The organism is Myxococcus sp. AS-1-15 (assembly GCF_020037055.1).
Taxonomy (GTDB): Bacteria; Myxococcota; Myxococcia; order Myxococcales; family Myxococcaceae; genus Myxococcus; species Myxococcus fulvus.
In genome coordinates this window covers 686,793-703,395 of sequence record NZ_JAIQDF010000003.1, presented here as the reverse complement: position 1 = coordinate 703,395, position 16,603 = coordinate 686,793, and the positions used below count along the sequence as shown (strand labels likewise).

General features: G+C 70.0%; 14 protein-coding genes. 9 read left to right on the top strand and 5 right to left on the bottom strand.

The genetic code is table 11. The features are described from left to right. Positions 1–15: 15 nt before the first annotated feature. On the bottom strand, positions 16–2,574 hold the full coding sequence (locus K8625_RS12360) for a M1 family metallopeptidase (protein WP_223782819.1): 2,559 nt from the start codon (positions 2,572–2,574) through the stop codon (positions 16–18). Positions 2,575–2,688: 114 nt separating this feature from the next. Beyond that, entirely contained in the window at positions 2,689–3,213 is a 525-nt protein-coding gene (locus K8625_RS12355) for a hypothetical protein (protein ID WP_223782818.1), read from the bottom strand. 189 nt (positions 3,214–3,402) lie between these two features. Here K8625_RS12355 and K8625_RS12350 point away from each other — a divergent pair, with 189 nt between their 5' ends. Both K8625_RS12350 and K8625_RS12345 read left to right on the top strand, forming a co-directional pair. Beyond that, the gene (locus tag K8625_RS12350) at positions 3,403–4,062 is read left to right on the top strand and encodes a CHAP domain-containing protein (RefSeq protein WP_223749647.1); all 660 of its coding nucleotides are present in this window, start codon (positions 3,403–3,405) and stop codon (positions 4,060–4,062) included. 188 nt (positions 4,063–4,250) lie between these two features. Further along, a complete protein-coding gene (locus K8625_RS12345) occupies positions 4,251–5,015 on the top strand; it encodes a transglycosylase domain-containing protein (RefSeq protein ID WP_370640395.1) in 765 nt (254 codons plus the stop codon). A gap of 140 nt (positions 5,016–5,155) precedes the next feature. On the opposite strand, the gene K8625_RS12340 is transcribed toward K8625_RS12345, so the two are convergent. From K8625_RS12340 to K8625_RS12330, 3 genes are all read right to left on the bottom strand, one after another. Beyond that, positions 5,156–7,054, bottom strand: coding sequence for a DNRLRE domain-containing protein (locus K8625_RS12340; protein ID WP_223782817.1), 1,899 nt, complete (start codon positions 7,052–7,054; stop codon positions 5,156–5,158). A gap of 199 nt (positions 7,055–7,253) precedes the next feature. Beyond that, positions 7,254–7,838, bottom strand: a complete 585-nt coding sequence (locus tag K8625_RS12335; protein WP_223749650.1) for a hypothetical protein — start codon at positions 7,836–7,838, stop codon at positions 7,254–7,256. Next, positions 7,835–8,548 carry a hypothetical protein gene (locus K8625_RS12330; protein WP_223749651.1) on the bottom strand — a complete coding sequence of 238 codons (714 nt, stop codon included), beginning with the start codon at positions 8,546–8,548 and terminating at the stop codon, positions 7,835–7,837. The genes K8625_RS12335 and K8625_RS12330 overlap by 4 nt, the downstream gene beginning before the upstream one ends. 227 nt (positions 8,549–8,775) lie before the next feature. Here K8625_RS12330 and K8625_RS12325 point away from each other — a divergent pair, with 227 nt between their 5' ends. The 7 genes from K8625_RS12325 (at position 8,776) to K8625_RS12295 (ending at position 16,515) form a co-directional block, all read left to right on the top strand. Continuing rightward, positions 8,776–10,113, top strand: coding sequence for an AHH domain-containing protein (locus K8625_RS12325; RefSeq protein WP_223749652.1), 1,338 nt, complete (start codon positions 8,776–8,778; stop codon positions 10,111–10,113). A 19-nt stretch (positions 10,114–10,132) separates the two neighbouring features. Then, entirely contained in the window at positions 10,133–10,708 is a 576-nt protein-coding gene (locus K8625_RS12320) for an imm11 family protein (protein ID WP_223782816.1), read from the top strand. Between the two features lie 60 nt (positions 10,709–10,768). Next, the gene (locus K8625_RS12315) at positions 10,769–12,142 is read left to right on the top strand and encodes a DUF2156 domain-containing protein (RefSeq protein WP_223782815.1); all 1,374 of its coding nucleotides are present in this window, start codon (positions 10,769–10,771) and stop codon (positions 12,140–12,142) included. Positions 12,143–12,323: 181 nt separating this feature from the next. Beyond that, positions 12,324–13,637 carry a cytochrome-c peroxidase gene (locus tag K8625_RS12310; protein WP_223749655.1) on the top strand — a complete coding sequence of 438 codons (1,314 nt, stop codon included), beginning with the start codon at positions 12,324–12,326 and terminating at the stop codon, positions 13,635–13,637. 13 nt (positions 13,638–13,650) lie between these two features. Continuing rightward, complete coding sequence (locus K8625_RS12305) at positions 13,651–14,769, top strand: metallophosphoesterase (protein WP_223782814.1); 1,119 nt, start codon at positions 13,651–13,653, stop codon at positions 14,767–14,769. Between the two features lie 15 nt (positions 14,770–14,784). Further along, entirely contained in the window at positions 14,785–15,624 is an 840-nt protein-coding gene (locus K8625_RS12300; RefSeq protein ID WP_223782813.1) for a c-type cytochrome, read from the top strand. 162 nt (positions 15,625–15,786) lie between these two features. Next, positions 15,787–16,515, top strand: coding sequence for a 2OG-Fe dioxygenase family protein (locus K8625_RS12295; protein WP_223782812.1), 729 nt, complete (start codon positions 15,787–15,789; stop codon positions 16,513–16,515). The last annotated feature ends 88 nt before the right edge of the window (positions 16,516–16,603 follow it).

Below are 16,603 nucleotides of genomic sequence, written 5' to 3'. Positions count from 1 at the left end.
GAACGGCGGCTCACGCTACGGCTGGCGCTTCAGCCAGGCGCTGACCTCCGGACCGCAGCGCTCCCGCAGCTCCACGTCCTGCGACAGCCGCTCCAGCGTCTGCGCCGTGGCCTGCTGCGCGTCGTTCACCGGCTGCTCCTTGAGCAGCGTCCTCACCGCGTCCAGGTGCTCGCGCGTGAGCAGCATGCCCAGCGACTCCACGATGCGGCGCACCAGCATCGGCGCGCCGCCCGTGCGGGCGACCACGTCCTTCCACTGCTTGCGCATCTGCGCCCACCACGACTCGCGGCCCGTGCGGTTGGCGAGCAGGCCCGTGGCGAAGCTCGCCACGTCCTGCGTCTTGACCGTGTCCGAGAAGAACAATGCGCGCGCACGCTCGGCCAGCGCGGGCTCCTCGAACGCCGTCAGCGCCATCAGGTACCGACGCTGCGTGGCCGGGTCCGGCTCCTTCGGCATCCGCTGCAGGAAGGTGTCGAACAGCTCCGAGTCCCCCGCGCGCGCCGCCATGGACACCGCCGCGTCGAGCAGGTTGGGCTCCAGCGCGTCACGCTCGCCCTTCAGCATCGACGTCACCCGCCGCCGCGCCTCCTCGAGCACCTTCGGCTCACGCGCCAGGCCCCCCATCGCGCGCACCAGCGCCGCGCGCCGCAGCTTCACCCGGTCCGTCTCCCCGGCCAGCGCCTGCCACCCGAGCTTCTCCAGCCCCGGGCCCAACAGCCGCGCCACCCACGCGCGCATCCGCGTCTGGTCCTCGCCCTCCACCAGCCGGCTCTCCACGTACGCCAGCCGCCCCACCAGCTCGTCCAGGACGGAGTCATCCTCCTCGTTCCCGAAGAGCGCGGCCAGGTCCAGCAGCTCCCCCACCGACGCCCGCCCCGAGCGCACCAACCCCCACTGGTCCGCCAGCAGGGAGATGCGCTCCGACGGCGCCAGCGCGTGCAGGTTCGCCGACAGGCCCGCGAGCGTCGCCTTGTCGTAGGCCACCCGGTAGAAGCCCGTGGAGCCCGCGTTGGCGCACAGCCACTTCACCGCGCCCGAGCCCGCCTCCAGCTTCACCGTGGCCTGCTTGTCGCGCAGCAGCACCCGCTGCTCCTTCACGCCGCTGGCGTCCTCGTACCGGAGCACCATGGGTACCGGCCACTTCTCCGCGCTCGCCACGCCGGGCTCCGAGTAGAAGCGCTCCTGCGACAGCGTCACCTCGCGGCCCTCCACGCGCGCCGTCACCAGGGGGAAGCCGCTCTGGCCCACCCACGCCGTGGCCAGCTCCTCCACCGGCTGCTTCGCCGCCTCACCCAGCGCGTTCCACAAATCCTCCTTCACCGCGTTGGCGCGCGCGTGCCGGCGCATGTACAGCCGGATGCCGTCGCGGAAGGGGCCCTCGCCGAGGAACCCTTCAATCATGCGCAGCACCGCGCCGCCCTTCTCGTACGTAATCGCGTCGAAGCTCTCACCGGCCTCACCCGCGTTGTTCACCTCGCCGTGGATGGGGTGCGTGGACTTGAGCGCGTCCAGGAACAGCGCGCTGGTGCGGTGCGAGTCGAAGTCCAGCCACATCCGCCACTCGGGGCGCCACTGGTCGACGATCTTGAAGGCAATCCACGTGGCGAACGCCTCGTTGAGCCACAGGTCGTCCCACCACACCATGGTGACCCAGTTGCCGAACCACTGGTGCGCCAGTTCGTGCGTCACCACCTCCGCCACGCGCTTCTGCACCGACAGCGGCGCGGTGGCCGGGTCGAGCAGCAGCGCCACCTCGCGGTAGGTAATCAGGCCGGCGTTCTCCATCGCGCCCGCCTCGAAGTCCGGGATGCCCACCTGGTCCACCTTGGTGAAGGCATACGGCAGATCGAAGTATTCTTGGAGTCGCGGCAGCACCGCGAGCGCCACGTCCTGGCCGAAGCGCGTCAGGTGCTTCTTCTCCTCCAGCGCCCAGGTGCGCACGGGCACCGTGCCCACGTGCTCCACGGGCGTGCCCACCAGCGGGCCCACCACGAGCGCGATGAGGTAGCTGCTGAGCACCTCCGTCTCCTGGAACGTCACCTTGGTCAGCGCGCCGTCCTGCTCCTCCTTCACCACCGGGCCGTTGCCCAGCACGGCGAGGCCCTGGGGCACGCGGACGCTCAGCGACCACTTCGCCTTGAAGGCCGGCTCGTCGAACGAGGGGAAGACGCGGCGGGCGTCCGCGGCCTCGAACTGCGTGGCCGCCACCTTGCCCGCCGAGTACAGGCCGCGCAGGCCGTCCGTGAAGGGGCCCGTCCAGGCGACGTCCAGCTGCGCCTCGCCCTGGGGCAGCGGCGCGTCGAAGGTCAGCCGCACCGTCTCGCTCACGGCGTTGACCTGGATGGAGGCGGGCTTGTGCGACGCGCCACCTTTCGCGCGGAACGTCACGTCCCCCAGCTTCAGGGAGATGGCGTGGAGGATGATTTCGCGCGTGGGCTCCGCCAGCGTCACGTCCACGGTCTGCTGACCGGAGAAGGTCTTCGCCTCCAGGTCCAGGGTCAGCGTGGCCGCGTAGCGCTGGGGGCGAACGGTGAGGGGAAGGCGGAAGTTCTTGTCTTCGGTCGGATGCGCCATAGGGAGGCGGAATCTAGCCTCGCTCAGGGCGCGCGTTCCCACTTCTGTCACGCCGGTGCAAGAAACCTGTCGCCGGCCGGGTGGGGTGTCGTCCGCCACACCCTTCCCGCGGGCCTATCCCCGAGCCCCCTTCGGGCCGCGCGGGACGGGCTTGGGCACCAGCTGGTGGAAGAGGCTGGATTCGCGCTCGAAGAAGCCCTCGGTGTGGAAGGAGTGGGGCAGCTCCAGGAGCTGGAAGTCCAGGTGGTGACACAGCTCGTGCAGCAGCGTGCGCAGGTACGTGCGGAAGGCCACGACGCGCGCCTGCTTCGCGGTGCGCATCCAGACCTGGAGGCGGGGGAGGCGCCCGGCCTCCCAGGTGTACAGGCCGTGCAGCTCACCCTCCTCGGAGGACGGGCGGACCTCCAGCACCTGGACCCGGACGGTGGCCACGTCCAATCGCTCGCACAGGGCATCCGTCAGGGCCCGGCTCGCGCGCTCCAGCGGGGCCCGGGCTCCGCTGGCCAGCGTCTCACGCACGGCGTCGACGAGCGGCGCCAGCGCCCCGGGGGCCCTCACCCGCAGGGACTTCACCCCGTCGCTCATGCGGTAGCTGCGCTGCTGCTCGGGGTCGAGGTTCTCGTAGTAGGCGAAGGGCACGGGGCGGCCGCGCACTCTAGGCGACCGCCGTGCGGCGTGATGCGTCGAGGTGCCAGGAGGACGACTCACCGGGGCAGGGTGGGAAAGGGATTGCTCAAGGGAGGGGCGTGCGTGGGGTGGGGAGATGTTCGCGAGCGGACGTCGGAGGCGTCGAGGGACAGGGCACGTCCATTGCTGTGGCGTGCGGGTATGCATCGTGGCGTGTGGTTGGGGGCGTTGGTGGGGTTGTGGCTGTGGGGTGGAACGGCCGAGGCCGCGAGGCGGAGCCCTCCGAAGCGGGCCGCGGCCGTGTCCCTGTCGGACCGGGCCGTGTGGCGCGCGAAGGGCTGGGTGGGACTGGGCTCGCTGAAGACGGTGAGCAGCTCGGTCAACGATGACTGTTCGGGCCTGACGCAGCTGGCCTACCGCCGCCCCGGGCTCAGCCTGATGCCGTCGCTCACCCTGCCCGGGGAGAACGGCGTGAAGGCCATCTACCGGAAGGCGGGCTCTCTGGGCGCGCTTCGCCAGACGCCGAAGCCGGGGGACCTGGTGTTCTTCCGCGAGACGCTGGACCGCAACAAGGATGGACGTCGCAACGACGGGCTCACGCACATCGGCATCGTCGAGAAGGTGGGGAAGGACGGCACCGTCACCTTCGTGCATCGCGCGGGCGGTGGGGTGAAGCGCGGCCGCTTCAACCAGGCGCGCCCGGACGTGCACAAGGACGAGAAGGGGCGCGTCGTGAATGACTGGCTGCGCCGCCGCGAGAAGCGCCAGCGGGCCTACCTGGCGGGCGAGCTGGTGGCCGGCTTCGCCTCCGTGGACGACAGCTGGCAGGCGCCCGTCACCGCGTCTCGGACGCAGCGCTGAGGGGGAGGTGACGTCCGGGTCGTGAGGCGCTATGCACGGCGCTGATGTCGACCACGGATGGACGACCGGAAGGCTCGCCGGAGGGTCCCGAGGCCACGGCCCGGACGCCTTCGGTGGCGGCTGTGTCCTCGCAGGCCCCCGCGCCTCGTCGCCGTAGGACGTGGCGATTCAAGCTGGTGCTCGGGGCCGTGGCGCTGCTCCTCGGCTTCGGGCTGTACGAGTACGTCACGCTCCCCAAGGCCGCGTCACTCGAGAAGGAGAACCCGAAGTCGACCGCGCTGATGGACCAGCGCGCCGAGGAGGCTCGGGCCGAGGGGAAGAAGGTCCGTCGGCGCCAGCACTGGGTGCCGCTCGCGTCGGTGCCGAAGCACGCGGTGGACTCGGTGCTCATCTCCGAGGACGCGAGCTTCTATCTGCACGAGGGTGTGGACACGACGGAGATGCGCAAGGCGCTGGGGGAAGCGTGGGCGAAGGGGCAGCTGGGGCGCGGGGCGTCGACCATCACCCAGCAGCTCGCGAAGAACCTCTGGCTGTCGACGGACCGCAGCTTGTTCCGCAAGGCGAAGGAGCTGGTGCTCGCTCGGCGATTGGAGGACGCGCTCTCCAAGAAGCGCATCCTCACGCTGTACCTCAACGTCGTCGAGTGGGGGAACGGCGTCTATGGCATCGACGCCGGAGCGCGGGAGCACTTCGGGGTGTCCGCGTCACAGGTCTCCGTGGCCCAGGGGGCCATCCTCGCCGCGATGCTGCCCGCGCCGCGCAAGCGTGGTCCGTCCTCCGGCTCGCGCGCGCTGTGGCGGCGTGCGCACTGGATTGTGGACCGGATGGAGTCCGTGGGGCGCATCTCCGAGGCGCAGGCCACGGATGCGCGTGCAGACATCGACCGGTTGTTGGGTCGCACGCCCGCGGGGAAGAGTGACGATGGAGACGAAGGCGCGGACGACGACGCGTGACCTGCGCGATGGCTCGCGAAGCGCCAGGTGCCATCGTGCGCCTGGTTGATGCCCGTGCCTCTTCGCGCCGTCGCTCCGTGGAGCCTGCTTCACGAGCCTCCAAGGCGGCTCGTGGCCTCAGCTGAGCGGTGGTCGTGCGTTCAGGGCGTGAGCTGGAGGAACAGCAGGTCTCCCGCGCCTCGCGAGGTGTACGACGCGTCTCCGGGCGCCAGGGCTTTCGTGAAGGGAACGCAGAGCCGGGCCTGGCCACCATACGTGACTTGGAGGGCCACGCTGTCCGGCGCGGTGCTCCCCAGCTCCCGGGCGTCGAGGTGCTTCCCCGTGCTGTCGTAGCGCGCGACGAAGTGGAGGACTTCACCCCGTGAGAGCGCCGTGCTCCTGAGCGCGCCGCCTCCGAGGTCCAGCTTCGCGTCCCGCGTCCAGCCAGCGACGACCAGCTCGCCCTTCGAGCTGCGGCCCAGGGACTGGCCGCGCGCGGCTCCCGCGCCGCCCATGACGCGCGCCCAGCCATCCGCCGCCGTCTCATGCAGCGTACCGAGCAGGACGTCCTCGCTCGCCTCGACCTCCTTCCCGTCGAAGGAGAACCGGCCGCTGACGTCACCGACGAAGGCCACGTCCCCACGTGCCATGGGCGTGAGCGCACGGATGCTGCCCTTGGCTCCGTTGAACGCGCGGAACCACTGCGGCGTGCCGTTCGCGGAGAGCTTGCCGAGGAACGGCGTCTCTCCGCCCGTCGCGTTCAGCAGCCACGAGTCCGTGTGCCCGCCGATGTAGATGAAGCCCGCTCCATCCGTGGCGAGTGCCTCCGCGCTCGAGCCCTCGTCCCCACCAGGAAACGCGAGCGACCACTCGTGCGCCCCGCTCGCATGGAACTTCGCGAGGAAGAGGGCGGGCACGGAGTCATCCCGCGTCCGGTTCCCCGGGTCCGCGTAGAGCCTCCCGCGCCCCAGGCCCATCTCGCCCGTGAAGTGGCCCGTGATGATGACGCTCCCTCGCGAGTCGAGCGTCACCGCCTGTGCCCTCGCGAGCCCCGAGCGCGTGTCCGAGATCTCCGCGCGGAAGCCTCGGGACCACAGCGGTGTCCCTTCCGGGGACAGCTTGAGCAGGAAGATGCCGGACGCCACCGACGCCTCCTCGATGTACGTCAGCGCGCCCGTGCCCAGGTCTGGGTCACCCTGATAGGCGCCCACGACCCAGACCTCACCCGAGGTCGCCACCGCGAGCCCCGTGGCCTCCACGCGCTCGCCCACCGCGTAGGCTCGCGACCACTGGTGCGAGCCATCCGCGCCGTAGCGCGCCACGACGAGTCCTCGCTCGCCCTGGAAGATTTCGCCGCCGAAGTCACCGCTGTCCTTGAAGGCGCCCGCGACGAGGAAGTCGAGCCCATCCTCCGCGCTCGCCATCGCCGTGACGCGCTCGTCTCCTGCTCCACCTCGATGCCAGCTCCAATCCGGTGCGGGTGTCCGAGGAGGCGCCGTCGGCTCCCGTGTCTCCACCACGAGGCGCGGCCGCATCGCCGGGTCCACGTCCTCGCGCGAGGCGAAGTCCGCGCCGTCGATGTCCGTCGAGAAGAGTCCGAAGTCCCGCGTGCCGTTCCCCGTCACCGCGGACGTCACATCCAGCTCCACCCAGCGGCCGGCGCGCACCTCCTTCGCGTCAGACAGCGCGGGGCCCACCGCGGCGGGCTGCCGGTCGAACGTGACGCTGTCCTCCTTCCAGTCAGAGTCCACCAACCGGACGATGGGCCCGTTTCCCGAGCCGTTCGTCACGAACAGCCGCAGCACCGCGCGCTTCACCGGGCCCTTCAGCCCCGACACCTCGAAGCGCAGGAAGGAGCGGTACTCGACGGGGGCGTCGTCCACGTAGAGCTGTGACGCGGCGCCGAAGTTCTTGTCGGGCCTGACGGAGTCGACGTGGGCATCCGCGACGGCGACGAAGGTGCCGCCCCCGGTCGCGAAGTCGCCCTGCTGCTCCAGGGGCGTCACCGCCTCGGGTGACGTGAGGCCACCACAGTGCGGCAGCAACGCCAGGACCGCCATCGCCCCCGCCTCCCGCCATCCCCGCTTCCTGCTTCCGTGCATCGCCCCTCCCCACGCCGCGTGCTCGCGAGGAGGCCGGCTGTGCATCGAGGGTGCCGCGCGCGGACGTGCGGAGCCCGACCCTCGCCTCATCCCGAGGGACGAGGCGAGGGGCAAGGCGCTTCCTCCGAGGAAGAAGGCGGGGGCCCGGAGTGGGGCGCTACAGCCCGCCCGCTTCCAGCGCGCCACCCAACCCCGGGAAGGGCTTGGTCAGCACGGCCTGGAACACGATGTCCTCGAGGACAATCTCGACGGGGAACCGGGGTGTGCCCAGCCCGCTGCGCACGACGGTGTTGCTGACGATGAACCAGACGCGCCGCTTGCCCACGGCGTCCTTCAGCGCGGGATGGTCCAACCGGATGGGTGTGCGGGTCTCCGGGTCGAAGTCCCGCGTGGGGAGGATCTCCGCCGCCTGCGCGTAGTACGCGGGCCGGTTCAGGTCCGAGTAGACGAGGGGCTCGTCCGGTGTGGCCTGCCCGGTGAAGGACAGCCGCATGGACGTGCGCAGCGTCAGCGACGGGGACGGGTTGACGATGGTGAACGTGGAGGAGACCTCCTCCACGACGATGTCCAGGTCCTCGGTGTTGACCGACTCCTCGGGCAGGTCGAGCGCCACCTCGGCGTAGACGGGCTGGAGCACGGAGGTGACGGGCACGCGCACGTCGAAGGGCTCGGTCGCGATGTCGATGCGCGCCGAGCAGCCGGACAACATCAGGACACTGCAGGCGAAGAGGGCGCGCATCATCGGAAGGACCAGGAGACATCGAAGACGGGAAGGACGGGGAGCGTCTCGCCGGGGACGGCCGGGTCGCTCAGGTCGACATACGTGGCGCCCAGGCCCAGGCCGAAGCCCTCGCCGCCATAGCGGATGCCCGCGGCGGCGCGCAGCTTCGCGCCACCCTTCACCCGCACGCCGGCCTCCGCGACCACGGACCAGTGCCCGACGAAGTTGAAGGCCGCGCCGCCGGTGAAGGACAGGTAGTCGGTGGTGTAGCGCGCGTAGCGGGCCTCGCCCTGCACCAGCAGCCGGCCGAGCGACAGGCCGTAGACGGCGTAGAACGAGGGGCCCTGGAGCTCGGGCTCGAAGCGTTGCAGGCCGGTCGTCCGGGACTCGACGATGCCCGAGTAGACGGAGGCGCCGACGAAGTGCGTGTAGCGCGCGCCCAGGACGAAGCGGTGCGGGCCGGACGCGAGCGCCCAGCGCAGGCCCAGGTTGGGTGCGAGCAGCAGGTCCGCGTAGACGGAGGTGTCCAGCGCGAGCCCCGCGAACAACGGCAACGCGGAGCGCTGCAGCCCGAGCACGGGCGCGTCGATGACCTCCGCCGCGTCCGAGCCCATCAGTCGCGCGGTGTTGGTGCGCACGCCCACCGAGGGCTCCGCGGAGGCGGGCAGGGGAGACAGCCAGGCGACGAGGAGACTGCACAGGGCGGCGGTTCCGGTGCCAATGGCTCGCACGCGAGAACGTCTGGAGTGTTTCAAATGGGGTGCTCCTGAAGTGGGCGACGCGGGTCCGGCGTGCGCCTCACGTGCGTCATCCTCGCACTGGGGTCATCTGCTCGCCAACCACCGACGGCCGGCGTCACGCGAAGGGGGGAGGCAGTGCTGACACCGGATGTCGGGTGGCCAGCACCCATGGTCCGGTATGCCATGCTCGTCCAAGGGACGCTTGTCGGGGACATTGCATGCGAATTCGCTGGGCAGTGCCGCTGCTCCTGCTGATGTGCATCACGGGCTGCGCGACGACCCGCACCGTGCGGCTGGAGACCGGGCAGGATTCTTTCGTTGTCACTCCAAGGGAGGAGCCCGACGCGGAACTGGCGTCCGTCGAATTGGATGACGAAGAGTTCGAAGCGGCTCTCACGGTGCTTGCGCGGGACGTTCGCCCGCAGCGCAACCCCATGCGGCAAGCGAGAGACCTCTTCGGTGTTCCGCCCCGAGGTGGCGTGTATGGCTATGAGGACCACCCGCCTCGGCTGACACTCCAGTCTCGAGAAGATGCGGACGGCCTTCGCCTGCTGGAGGCCTACGCCGACGAAGAGCTGACGCGTGCCTATGGCCTGTGGTGCGAGCGCAAGGACCGGCCTGGCGACTGCCTGCGCCTGTTGGAGGAAGGCCCCTTGCTGGCCAGCGACGGCAAGTTCACCTGGGCCTTCGCCATCGCGATGGATTCGGTGTGGGAGGAGACCGCCGAAGCCTTGGAGGACATGGTGGACCCCGTCGCGGTCATGTCCACCATCACCGCCGGCGCGACGATGTATCTCATGCTCTGGGCGCTACCGGAGCCGCTCTCGAAAGGTGTCGCGGCGACCTTCACAGCCCTCGCTATCGCCTACCTGGGCGTGGATACGGTCTGGCGTTTGCTGGACGGCTGGCTGACGTTGGTGCGCGAAGTGGAGCGGGCGACGACCTACGCACAGCTCCATGCGGCGAGTGAAGCGTATGGAGAAGTGTTGGGGGAGAACGCGGCGCGCGTCTTCGTGATGCTGGCGACGGCCGCGGTGGGCAGCACCGCGGGTCTGGCGTCGAAGGCCGTGGGGCTGCCGGGGTCCGCCCAGGCGGCTCTCGCCGTGGAGTCTCAGGCGGGCATTCGTTTTGTCGCTGTCGGAGGCGTGCGGACCGTCGCCGTGACGGCGGAGGGCTTCACCCTGGCGCTCGCTCCCACCGCCATGGCCATGGCGAACCAGGGCATGAGTGGTGGTGAGCGACACCACATCGCCACGAACAAGAACGATGTCTCATCCACGAGAGGTGGACCCTGGTCGCCGCGATTCAGGAAGCTGTTCGCGAGGGCTGGCATGGAGCTCAAGGATCCTGAAAACATCGTCAGGGTCTCTGGTCACAAAGGGCCTCACCCGAAGAAGTACCATGACGCGGTCTTCTTGCGGCTCCAGGATGCATTGGGCCCGTGCCGGACGGTGGAGGCTTGCCGCACGGCCCTCACGCGGGAGCTGCGCAACCTCGCCACAGAAGCGCAGACTCCGGGAACGGTCCTCAACAGGCTTGTGACTCAGGGTAAGTAGGACCCTCGAGCAATCCACCATGCCGAATCCATCGCGATACTTCAGGCTCATGGAGAACGTCCAGGCAGGGAACTGGTACCTGGGCGATCCGCTCACGAAGCAGGGACACGAGCTGGAGGACTTCAGGGAATTCTCATCGGGACGGCCCGCTCACGTCTCCGACCGCCTGACGGTTCCCATCGACGAGCCCGGGAGGCGATTGGATTTCAGCACCGCGGGTGCTGGAGCGACCCCCATCGTGCACGTCAGGGTGGCCACCCTCTTCGCGGAAATGGCCCCGAGCGACGTGCAGTTGATCCCCGTGAGCATCAAGGGCTGCCCCGATGAATACCTCATCCTCGTCGCGACGCGCCTCGTCCGATGTATCGACGATGAAGCCTCTGAAGAGGTGCTGTACTGGAAGCCGGAGGATGAGCGCCCGGACAAGCTCGGCATGTATCGAAGCGTCTTCGGGATGCGGATCGACCCCGCTCAAGTGGGTGACGCCAAGGTGTTCCGTCCCTGGGGATGGTCTGGCGTGCTCATCGTCTCCCAGGACATCAAGGCGGCGCTGGAGCGCGCGAACGTCACGGGCGCGGAGTTCGAGGAGGTCTAGTCAGATGGGCACGCTGTCGCCTGTGGGCTACCCTCGCGAGGAATGAGGAGCATCGAAGCCGTGGACGTCGAGCAAGAGCACGCAGGGGAGGAGCGGGAGCGCGCGCTGGAGCTGCTGCGCCGGTTCGGCTGGAACGCCACGTCCTTCCAGGTGCTGATGCCGGGCTTCCGCTACTGGTTCGACCCTGCGGGTGACGCCTTCGTCGCGTACGTGGACACGGGCGGCGCGTGGGTCGCCGCCGGAGCGCCCATCGCCTCGGAGGCGTCCCTGGCCCGCGCGGCGGAGGGCTTCCGTGCAGCCGCGAGGCGCGAGGGTCGGCGCGTGTGCTTCTTCGCCACCGAGCCGCGCTTCACCGAGGCCGTCCCCATGGAGTCGCTCTCCATCGGCGAGCAGCCGGTGTGGGAACCCTCCCGCTGGGACACCGTGGTGCGCGGCAGCAAGAGCCTGCGTGAGCAGCTGCGCCGCGCGCGCGCTCATGGCGTCGCGGTGCGCGAGCTGCCCTCGCAGGCGCTCGAGGACGCGGAGCACCCCTCGCGGCAGGCGCTGGAGCGGCTCAAGAAGCGGTGGCTCGCGTCGCGGCGCATGGCCCCCATGGGCTTCCTGGTCCAGCTGCGCCCGGACTCCTTCGCGCGCGAGCGACGCGCCTTCGTCGCCGAGTCGAAGGGCGAGCTCATGGGCTTCCTGCTCGTGTCCCCCGTCTACGCGCGCGACGGCTGGTTCCTCCAGGACCTGGTGAGAGATCCGGAGTCCCCCAATGGCACCGCGGAGGCCCTGGTGGACGCGGCCATGCGCACCGCCGCCGCCGAGGACCGCCGCTACGTGACGCTGGGCCTCGCGCCCCTCTCCGGCCCGGTGCGCCCGTGGCTGCGGCTGGCGCGCGCCTGCGGCCGGCCCCTGTTCGACTTCGAGGGCCTGCGCACCTTCAAGGCGAAGTTCCGCCCCGACTCCTGGGTGCCGCTCCACCTCTCGTATCCCGAGCCGCGCGGCGGCGTGCTCGCCGTCTACGACGCACTGCGAGCCTTCGCGCGCGGCAGCCTGGTGCGCTTCGGCGTCGCCACGCTGCTCAGGCGCCCCCGCCTGCTGGTGCACGCCCTCGCTGTGCTGCTCGTGCCCTGGACGGCGCTGCTCGCGCTGCCCACCACCACGCGCTGGTTCCCGTCCCTGCGCGTGCAGTGGAGCTGGGTGCTGTTCGACGTGGCGCTGGCCGCGGGCCTCTTCTCGCTGGTGCGCCGCTGGCGCAACGGGCTGGCCACCGCCCTGGTGTGCCTCACCGCCGCGGACGCGTGCCTCACCTTCGTCCAGGCCGCCGTCTACAACGCGCCCCGCGCGCGCGGCCCCGTCGACTGGCTGGTCATCACCGCCGCCATCCTCGCGCCCGCCACCGCCTCCGGCCTGCTCGTGCGCGCTCGCGACTTCCGCCTGCCCGCGCGCTGACGCGCCGCGCTCATTCCCTGGCGGACATCCCGCCCTCGCGGGTTTCCACAGGTCGACACTCCTCCGAAAGTCGCCTGGACCCGAAGGCAGGGAGAATGGTGTTTTCCGGAAAGAGCTGTTCCGGCTTCGGGCGCCGCGACTTTCTCGCGGCGCCGTCCGTCGCCGGTTGGGAGGGGTGACCATGCGAACGCCGTGGGGCGTTGCCCTGTCGCTCGCCGTGTTGCTGTGGGTCCACGAGAGCCACGCCGCGCCCGAAGCCCCGCGCTCGGCTCCGCCACCCTCGCCGTTGCCGCCCGGGGTGTCGGCCGTGCTGTGGAAGCTGTCGGTGCCGGAGAGCGCGGCGCCCACGCCGGAGCGGGTGGCGTTGGGAGAGAAGCTCTACAACGAGAAGCGCCTGTCCCTGGATGACAGCGTGTCGTGCGCCACGTGCCACGACCCGGCCAAGGGCTTCACGGACCACCTGCCGGTGTCGGCGGGCGTGAAGGGCCAGTTCGGCATGCGCAACAGCCCGACGGTGCTCAACGCGCTCTTCAACGCCTCGCAGTTCTGGGACGGGCGCGCGGCGACGCTGGAGGACCAGGCGAAGCTGCCCATCCTCAACCCGGTGGAGATGGCCATGCCGTCCCCCGAGGCCGTGGTGGCCAAGCTCAAGGGCATCCCCGAGTACGTCACCGCCTTCCAGCAGGTCTTCAAGCGCGACATCAACTACGACGACCTGGCCGCGGCCATCGCCGCCTTCGAGCGCACGCAGTTCTCCGGCAGCGCCCGCTTCGACCGCTTCATCCACGGCGAGACGAAGGCGCTCAACGAGTCCGAGCGCCGGGGCTGGGCGCTGTTCAACGGCAAGGCGCGCTGCAACTCGTGCCACGCGGGCAACGCCGTGTCGCCGCTGTTCAGTGACCAGAAGTTCCACAACATCGGCGTCTCCGCCCACAACCAGGACTTCCCGCAGCTGGCCCGCGAGGGCCTGAAAATCGTCCGCCTGGGCGACGAGAAGCAGATCGACGAGCTGGCGCTCCAGACGCGCTTCTCCGAGCTGGGCCGCTTCCTGGTGACCAAGCAGGAGAACGACGTGGGGGCCTTCAAGACGCCCACGCTGCGCAACGTGGGCATCACCGCCCCGTACATGCACGACGGCACGCTCGCGACGCTGTGGGACGTCATGGACCACTACAACAAGGGCGGCGTGGCCAACCCGTTCCTCGATGGGGGGATGCAGCGGCTGGGGCTGACGGAGCCCGAAATCGACGACCTGGTGGCCTTCCTCTTCACGCTCACCGACGAGCGCTTCACGAAGCTCAATGGCCAGGAGCTGGCGAAGCAGCGCGCGCGCAAGAACAAGCGCCCGGAGCGCGACACCGCGGTGGCGATGGGGAAGAAGGGGAACCTGGGAGACCTGGCGCCCAATCCGGACCTGGCGGTGAAGAACCCGGCGGACATCGGCGCGTATGGCACCGAGACGCTGCCCAAACCCGCTTCGACGAAGCAGCCCTGAGGAGGCGCCGTCCATGGGGAACAAGTTCCGCAGCATCGAGACGAAGCACCACGAGGAGCGCGACGCCTTCTTCGAGGGCCTCAAGCGCCTGGACCGCCGGGCCTTCCTGCGCGTGGCGGGCATGTCCGCCGGCATCGTCGCCGGCATGGGCCTGCGCACGCCGCAGAGCTTCCAGCTGGTCAACGTGGCGGAGGCACAAGGCACCAAGCCGCGCTTCACTTTCGCGTACATCTCCGACACGCACCTGTACGAGCAGAAGCTCAATGACCGCTTCGTGCGCTCCATCCTGAAGGCGGTGGACGACGTCAACGGGCTGGACCCGCAGCCGGACTTCGTCCTCTTCGGCGGGGACCTCGCCCAGCTGGGCGCGCCGGGTGAGCTGAAGCTGGGTGCCCAGATTCTCAAGAGCGTCAAGGCGCCCGTGAGGATGATGGTGGGCGAGCACGACTGGTTCCTCGACATGGGGGACATGTGGAAGGACCTGTTCGGCGCGCCGAACTACTCGTTCGACCACAAGGGCGTGCACTTCGTGGTGCTCAACTCCATCCTGGAGAAGGACTTCTGGACGGAGCGCAAGCTCACGCCCAAGGAGCGGATGCAGATTGTCGCGGGCCTGGACAACGGCATCCAGTCCCGCTTCGAGGTGGGCGAGCCGCAGCGCGCCTGGATGAAGCAGGACCTGGCGAAGGTGGACAAGAAGACGCCGGTCATCGTCTTCAGCCACTCGCCGCTCTACAAGTACTACCGCCCCTGGAACTTCTGGACGGACGACGCGGACGAGGTCCAGGCGCTGCTCAAGCCCTTCGACAAGGTCACCGTCATCCACGGGCACACGCACCAGCTGTTGTCGAACCGCATCGGCAACATCCAGTTCCACGGGATGCTGTCCACCGCGTGGCCGTGGCCGTACGCGCCCGAGGGTCTGCCGCAGCTCACGGTGCAGATGAACCGGCCGGACCCGTTCAGCCAGTTCGACGGGTGCGGAGACGGACGCATGGACGTGCTGGAGTCGGGTCTGGTGGACAAGCTGTACAACCTCTGGGAGCGCAACCCCATCACCGTCCGGGCCAGCTACCTGGGCTCGGGTGGGAAGCAGGACGCGCCGCCCCGGACGAAGCTTCCGAGCTACTGAGCGCGAGGCGACACGATGAACTTCCGGATGAAGCTGTGGGTGGGAACCGGAGCGCTGCTGTCCTTCGCGGGAGGCGTGGCCCTGGCCACCAGCCCCGCCGAGCGCCCCAAGGCGTCCTCGCTGAAGACCGAGCCGCTGCCGCGTCACCAGGTGCCCGTGTCGAAGGACGGCAACCTGGTGGTGGGCATGTGCGACGGCCAGACGTCCCTGGAGGTCAAGGGCGTCAAGGAGGGCGAGTCGCTCACGCGCGAGCAGGCCCAGCGTGTGTCCGACGAGCTGATGGCCGCGTGGCACCAGAAGAACCCGGACGCGACGTGGGACCCGCCGCCCGTGCGGCGCGTGGTGGCGCAGGCCGCGAAGCAGCCACAGAAGCAGCCGCAGCCGAACCCGCCCATGGGCACCAACCAGCCCTCGACGGGCGGCGTGGTGCGCGAGGGCGGCGTCACGGCGGAGAGCGGCGGCCGCGAGGTGCGCAAGGAGGCCGGCGCGAACATCCAGGACGGCCACTCCTACGGCGCCTTCACGCCTCGCGATGAGGCGGTGTGGGCCGCGTCCACGCAGCAGTTCGTGGAGGAGGGCCACCGCGTGTTCCACGACGCCGCGGCCGTGGGCGGCACCATCGCGGTATCCTGTGACATGTGTCACCCGGATGCATCCAACACCCACCCGGAGACGTATCCGAAGTACCAGGTGCAGCTGGGCCGCGTGGCGCTGCTGCGGGACATGATCAACTGGTGCATCGAGAATCCGGTGCGCGGCAAGCCGCTCGCGGATGGAGACCCTCGGATGCGCGCGATGGAGGCTTACATCTACGCGCAGCGCAAGGGCGTGAAGCTGGAGTACGGGAAGAAGTAGTCCGCGCGCGGGCCCGTGCCTCGGGGGAGCGGGGCACGGGTGCACAGTCGCGGTCCTTGCCCACCGGAACAGTCCGGTGTCGGTTGGGGGACCGACGAGCCCGGGGCGCACGCGAGGGTTGACGGCGGTGTCCGGAAGGACGATGTCTCGCCGGCAAGACGCATGAGCTTCTCGCCCCCCATCAGCGCTCCCTCCGAAACCGTCAACGCCCTGAGAGACAGGGGCTACGCCGTGCTGGACCGCGCGGGCCTGTCCGCGCTGGTGGGCATCCCCGCCGCGGAGCTGGATGCTTGGCGGCCCACCTGGGACGCGCTGCCGGCGGACGGCTACCTGCGCGACGGTGGCCGATATCGCACGCGCCGCCACTCGTGCTTCGTCGTGGAGGGCGACACCGTCACCCAGGTGCCCCACCGCGCGCACTGGCAGCCCGTCGAGTACAACGCGCTGCACGGCGGCCTGGAGCGCTGGTTCGAGCCGATGACGTCCACTGTCGTCGAGCACCCCGAGTGGCCCCGGCTGCTCAGCCGCCTGGCGGCCTGCGGCTCGGCGCTCAAGGGCGCGCAGCCCTGGTACGTGGAGGCGCACCAGTTCCGCATCGACACCACGGACGGCATCGGCCGGCCGACGCCCGAGGGCGCGCACCGCGACGGCGTGGACTTCGTCGTGGTGCTGCTCGTCGGACGCGACGGCATCAAGGGCGGCGAGACGCGCGTGTTCGAGGCCGCCGGCCCCAATGGCATCCGCTTCACGCTGACAGAGCCCTGGTCGGCGCTGCTGCTCGACGACGAGCGCGTCATCCACGAGAGCACGCCCATCCAGCCGCTGGGGGCCTCAGGACACCGCGACACCCTGGTGCTCACCTTCCGCGCCAAGGGCTTCCAGGGCCCCTGAGCCGCGGTCAGGACCGCCAGGCGAACCACCTCCTCCCGAGAGCCGGAGACGATACCGAGGGGCCACCGCGCGAGGCCCGGGCGACCCC

What these genes read in the sequence shown, in the direction of transcription:
- K8625_RS12360 (WP_223782819.1), bottom strand. Translation starts at nt 2,574, where the DNA reads ATGGCGCATCCGACCGAAGACAAGAACTTCCGCCTTCCCCTCACCGTT.
- K8625_RS12350 (WP_223749647.1), top strand. Translation starts at nt 3,403, where the DNA reads ATGCATCGTGGCGTGTGGTTGGGGGCGTTGGTGGGGTTGTGGCTGTGG.
- K8625_RS12340 (WP_223782817.1), bottom strand. Translation starts at nt 7,054, where the DNA reads ATGGCGGTCCTGGCGTTGCTGCCGCACTGTGGTGGCCTCACGTCACCC.
- K8625_RS12335 (WP_223749650.1), bottom strand. Translation starts at nt 7,838, where the DNA reads ATGATGCGCGCCCTCTTCGCCTGCAGTGTCCTGATGTTGTCCGGCTGC.
- K8625_RS12325 (WP_223749652.1), top strand. Translation starts at nt 8,776, where the DNA reads ATGCGAATTCGCTGGGCAGTGCCGCTGCTCCTGCTGATGTGCATCACG.
- K8625_RS12320 (WP_223782816.1), top strand. Translation starts at nt 10,133, where the DNA reads ATGCCGAATCCATCGCGATACTTCAGGCTCATGGAGAACGTCCAGGCA.
- K8625_RS12310 (WP_223749655.1), top strand. Translation starts at nt 12,324, where the DNA reads ATGCGAACGCCGTGGGGCGTTGCCCTGTCGCTCGCCGTGTTGCTGTGG.
- K8625_RS12305 (WP_223782814.1), top strand. Translation starts at nt 13,651, where the DNA reads ATGGGGAACAAGTTCCGCAGCATCGAGACGAAGCACCACGAGGAGCGC.
- K8625_RS12300 (WP_223782813.1), top strand. Translation starts at nt 14,785, where the DNA reads ATGAACTTCCGGATGAAGCTGTGGGTGGGAACCGGAGCGCTGCTGTCC.
- K8625_RS12295 (WP_223782812.1), top strand. Translation starts at nt 15,787, where the DNA reads ATGAGCTTCTCGCCCCCCATCAGCGCTCCCTCCGAAACCGTCAACGCC.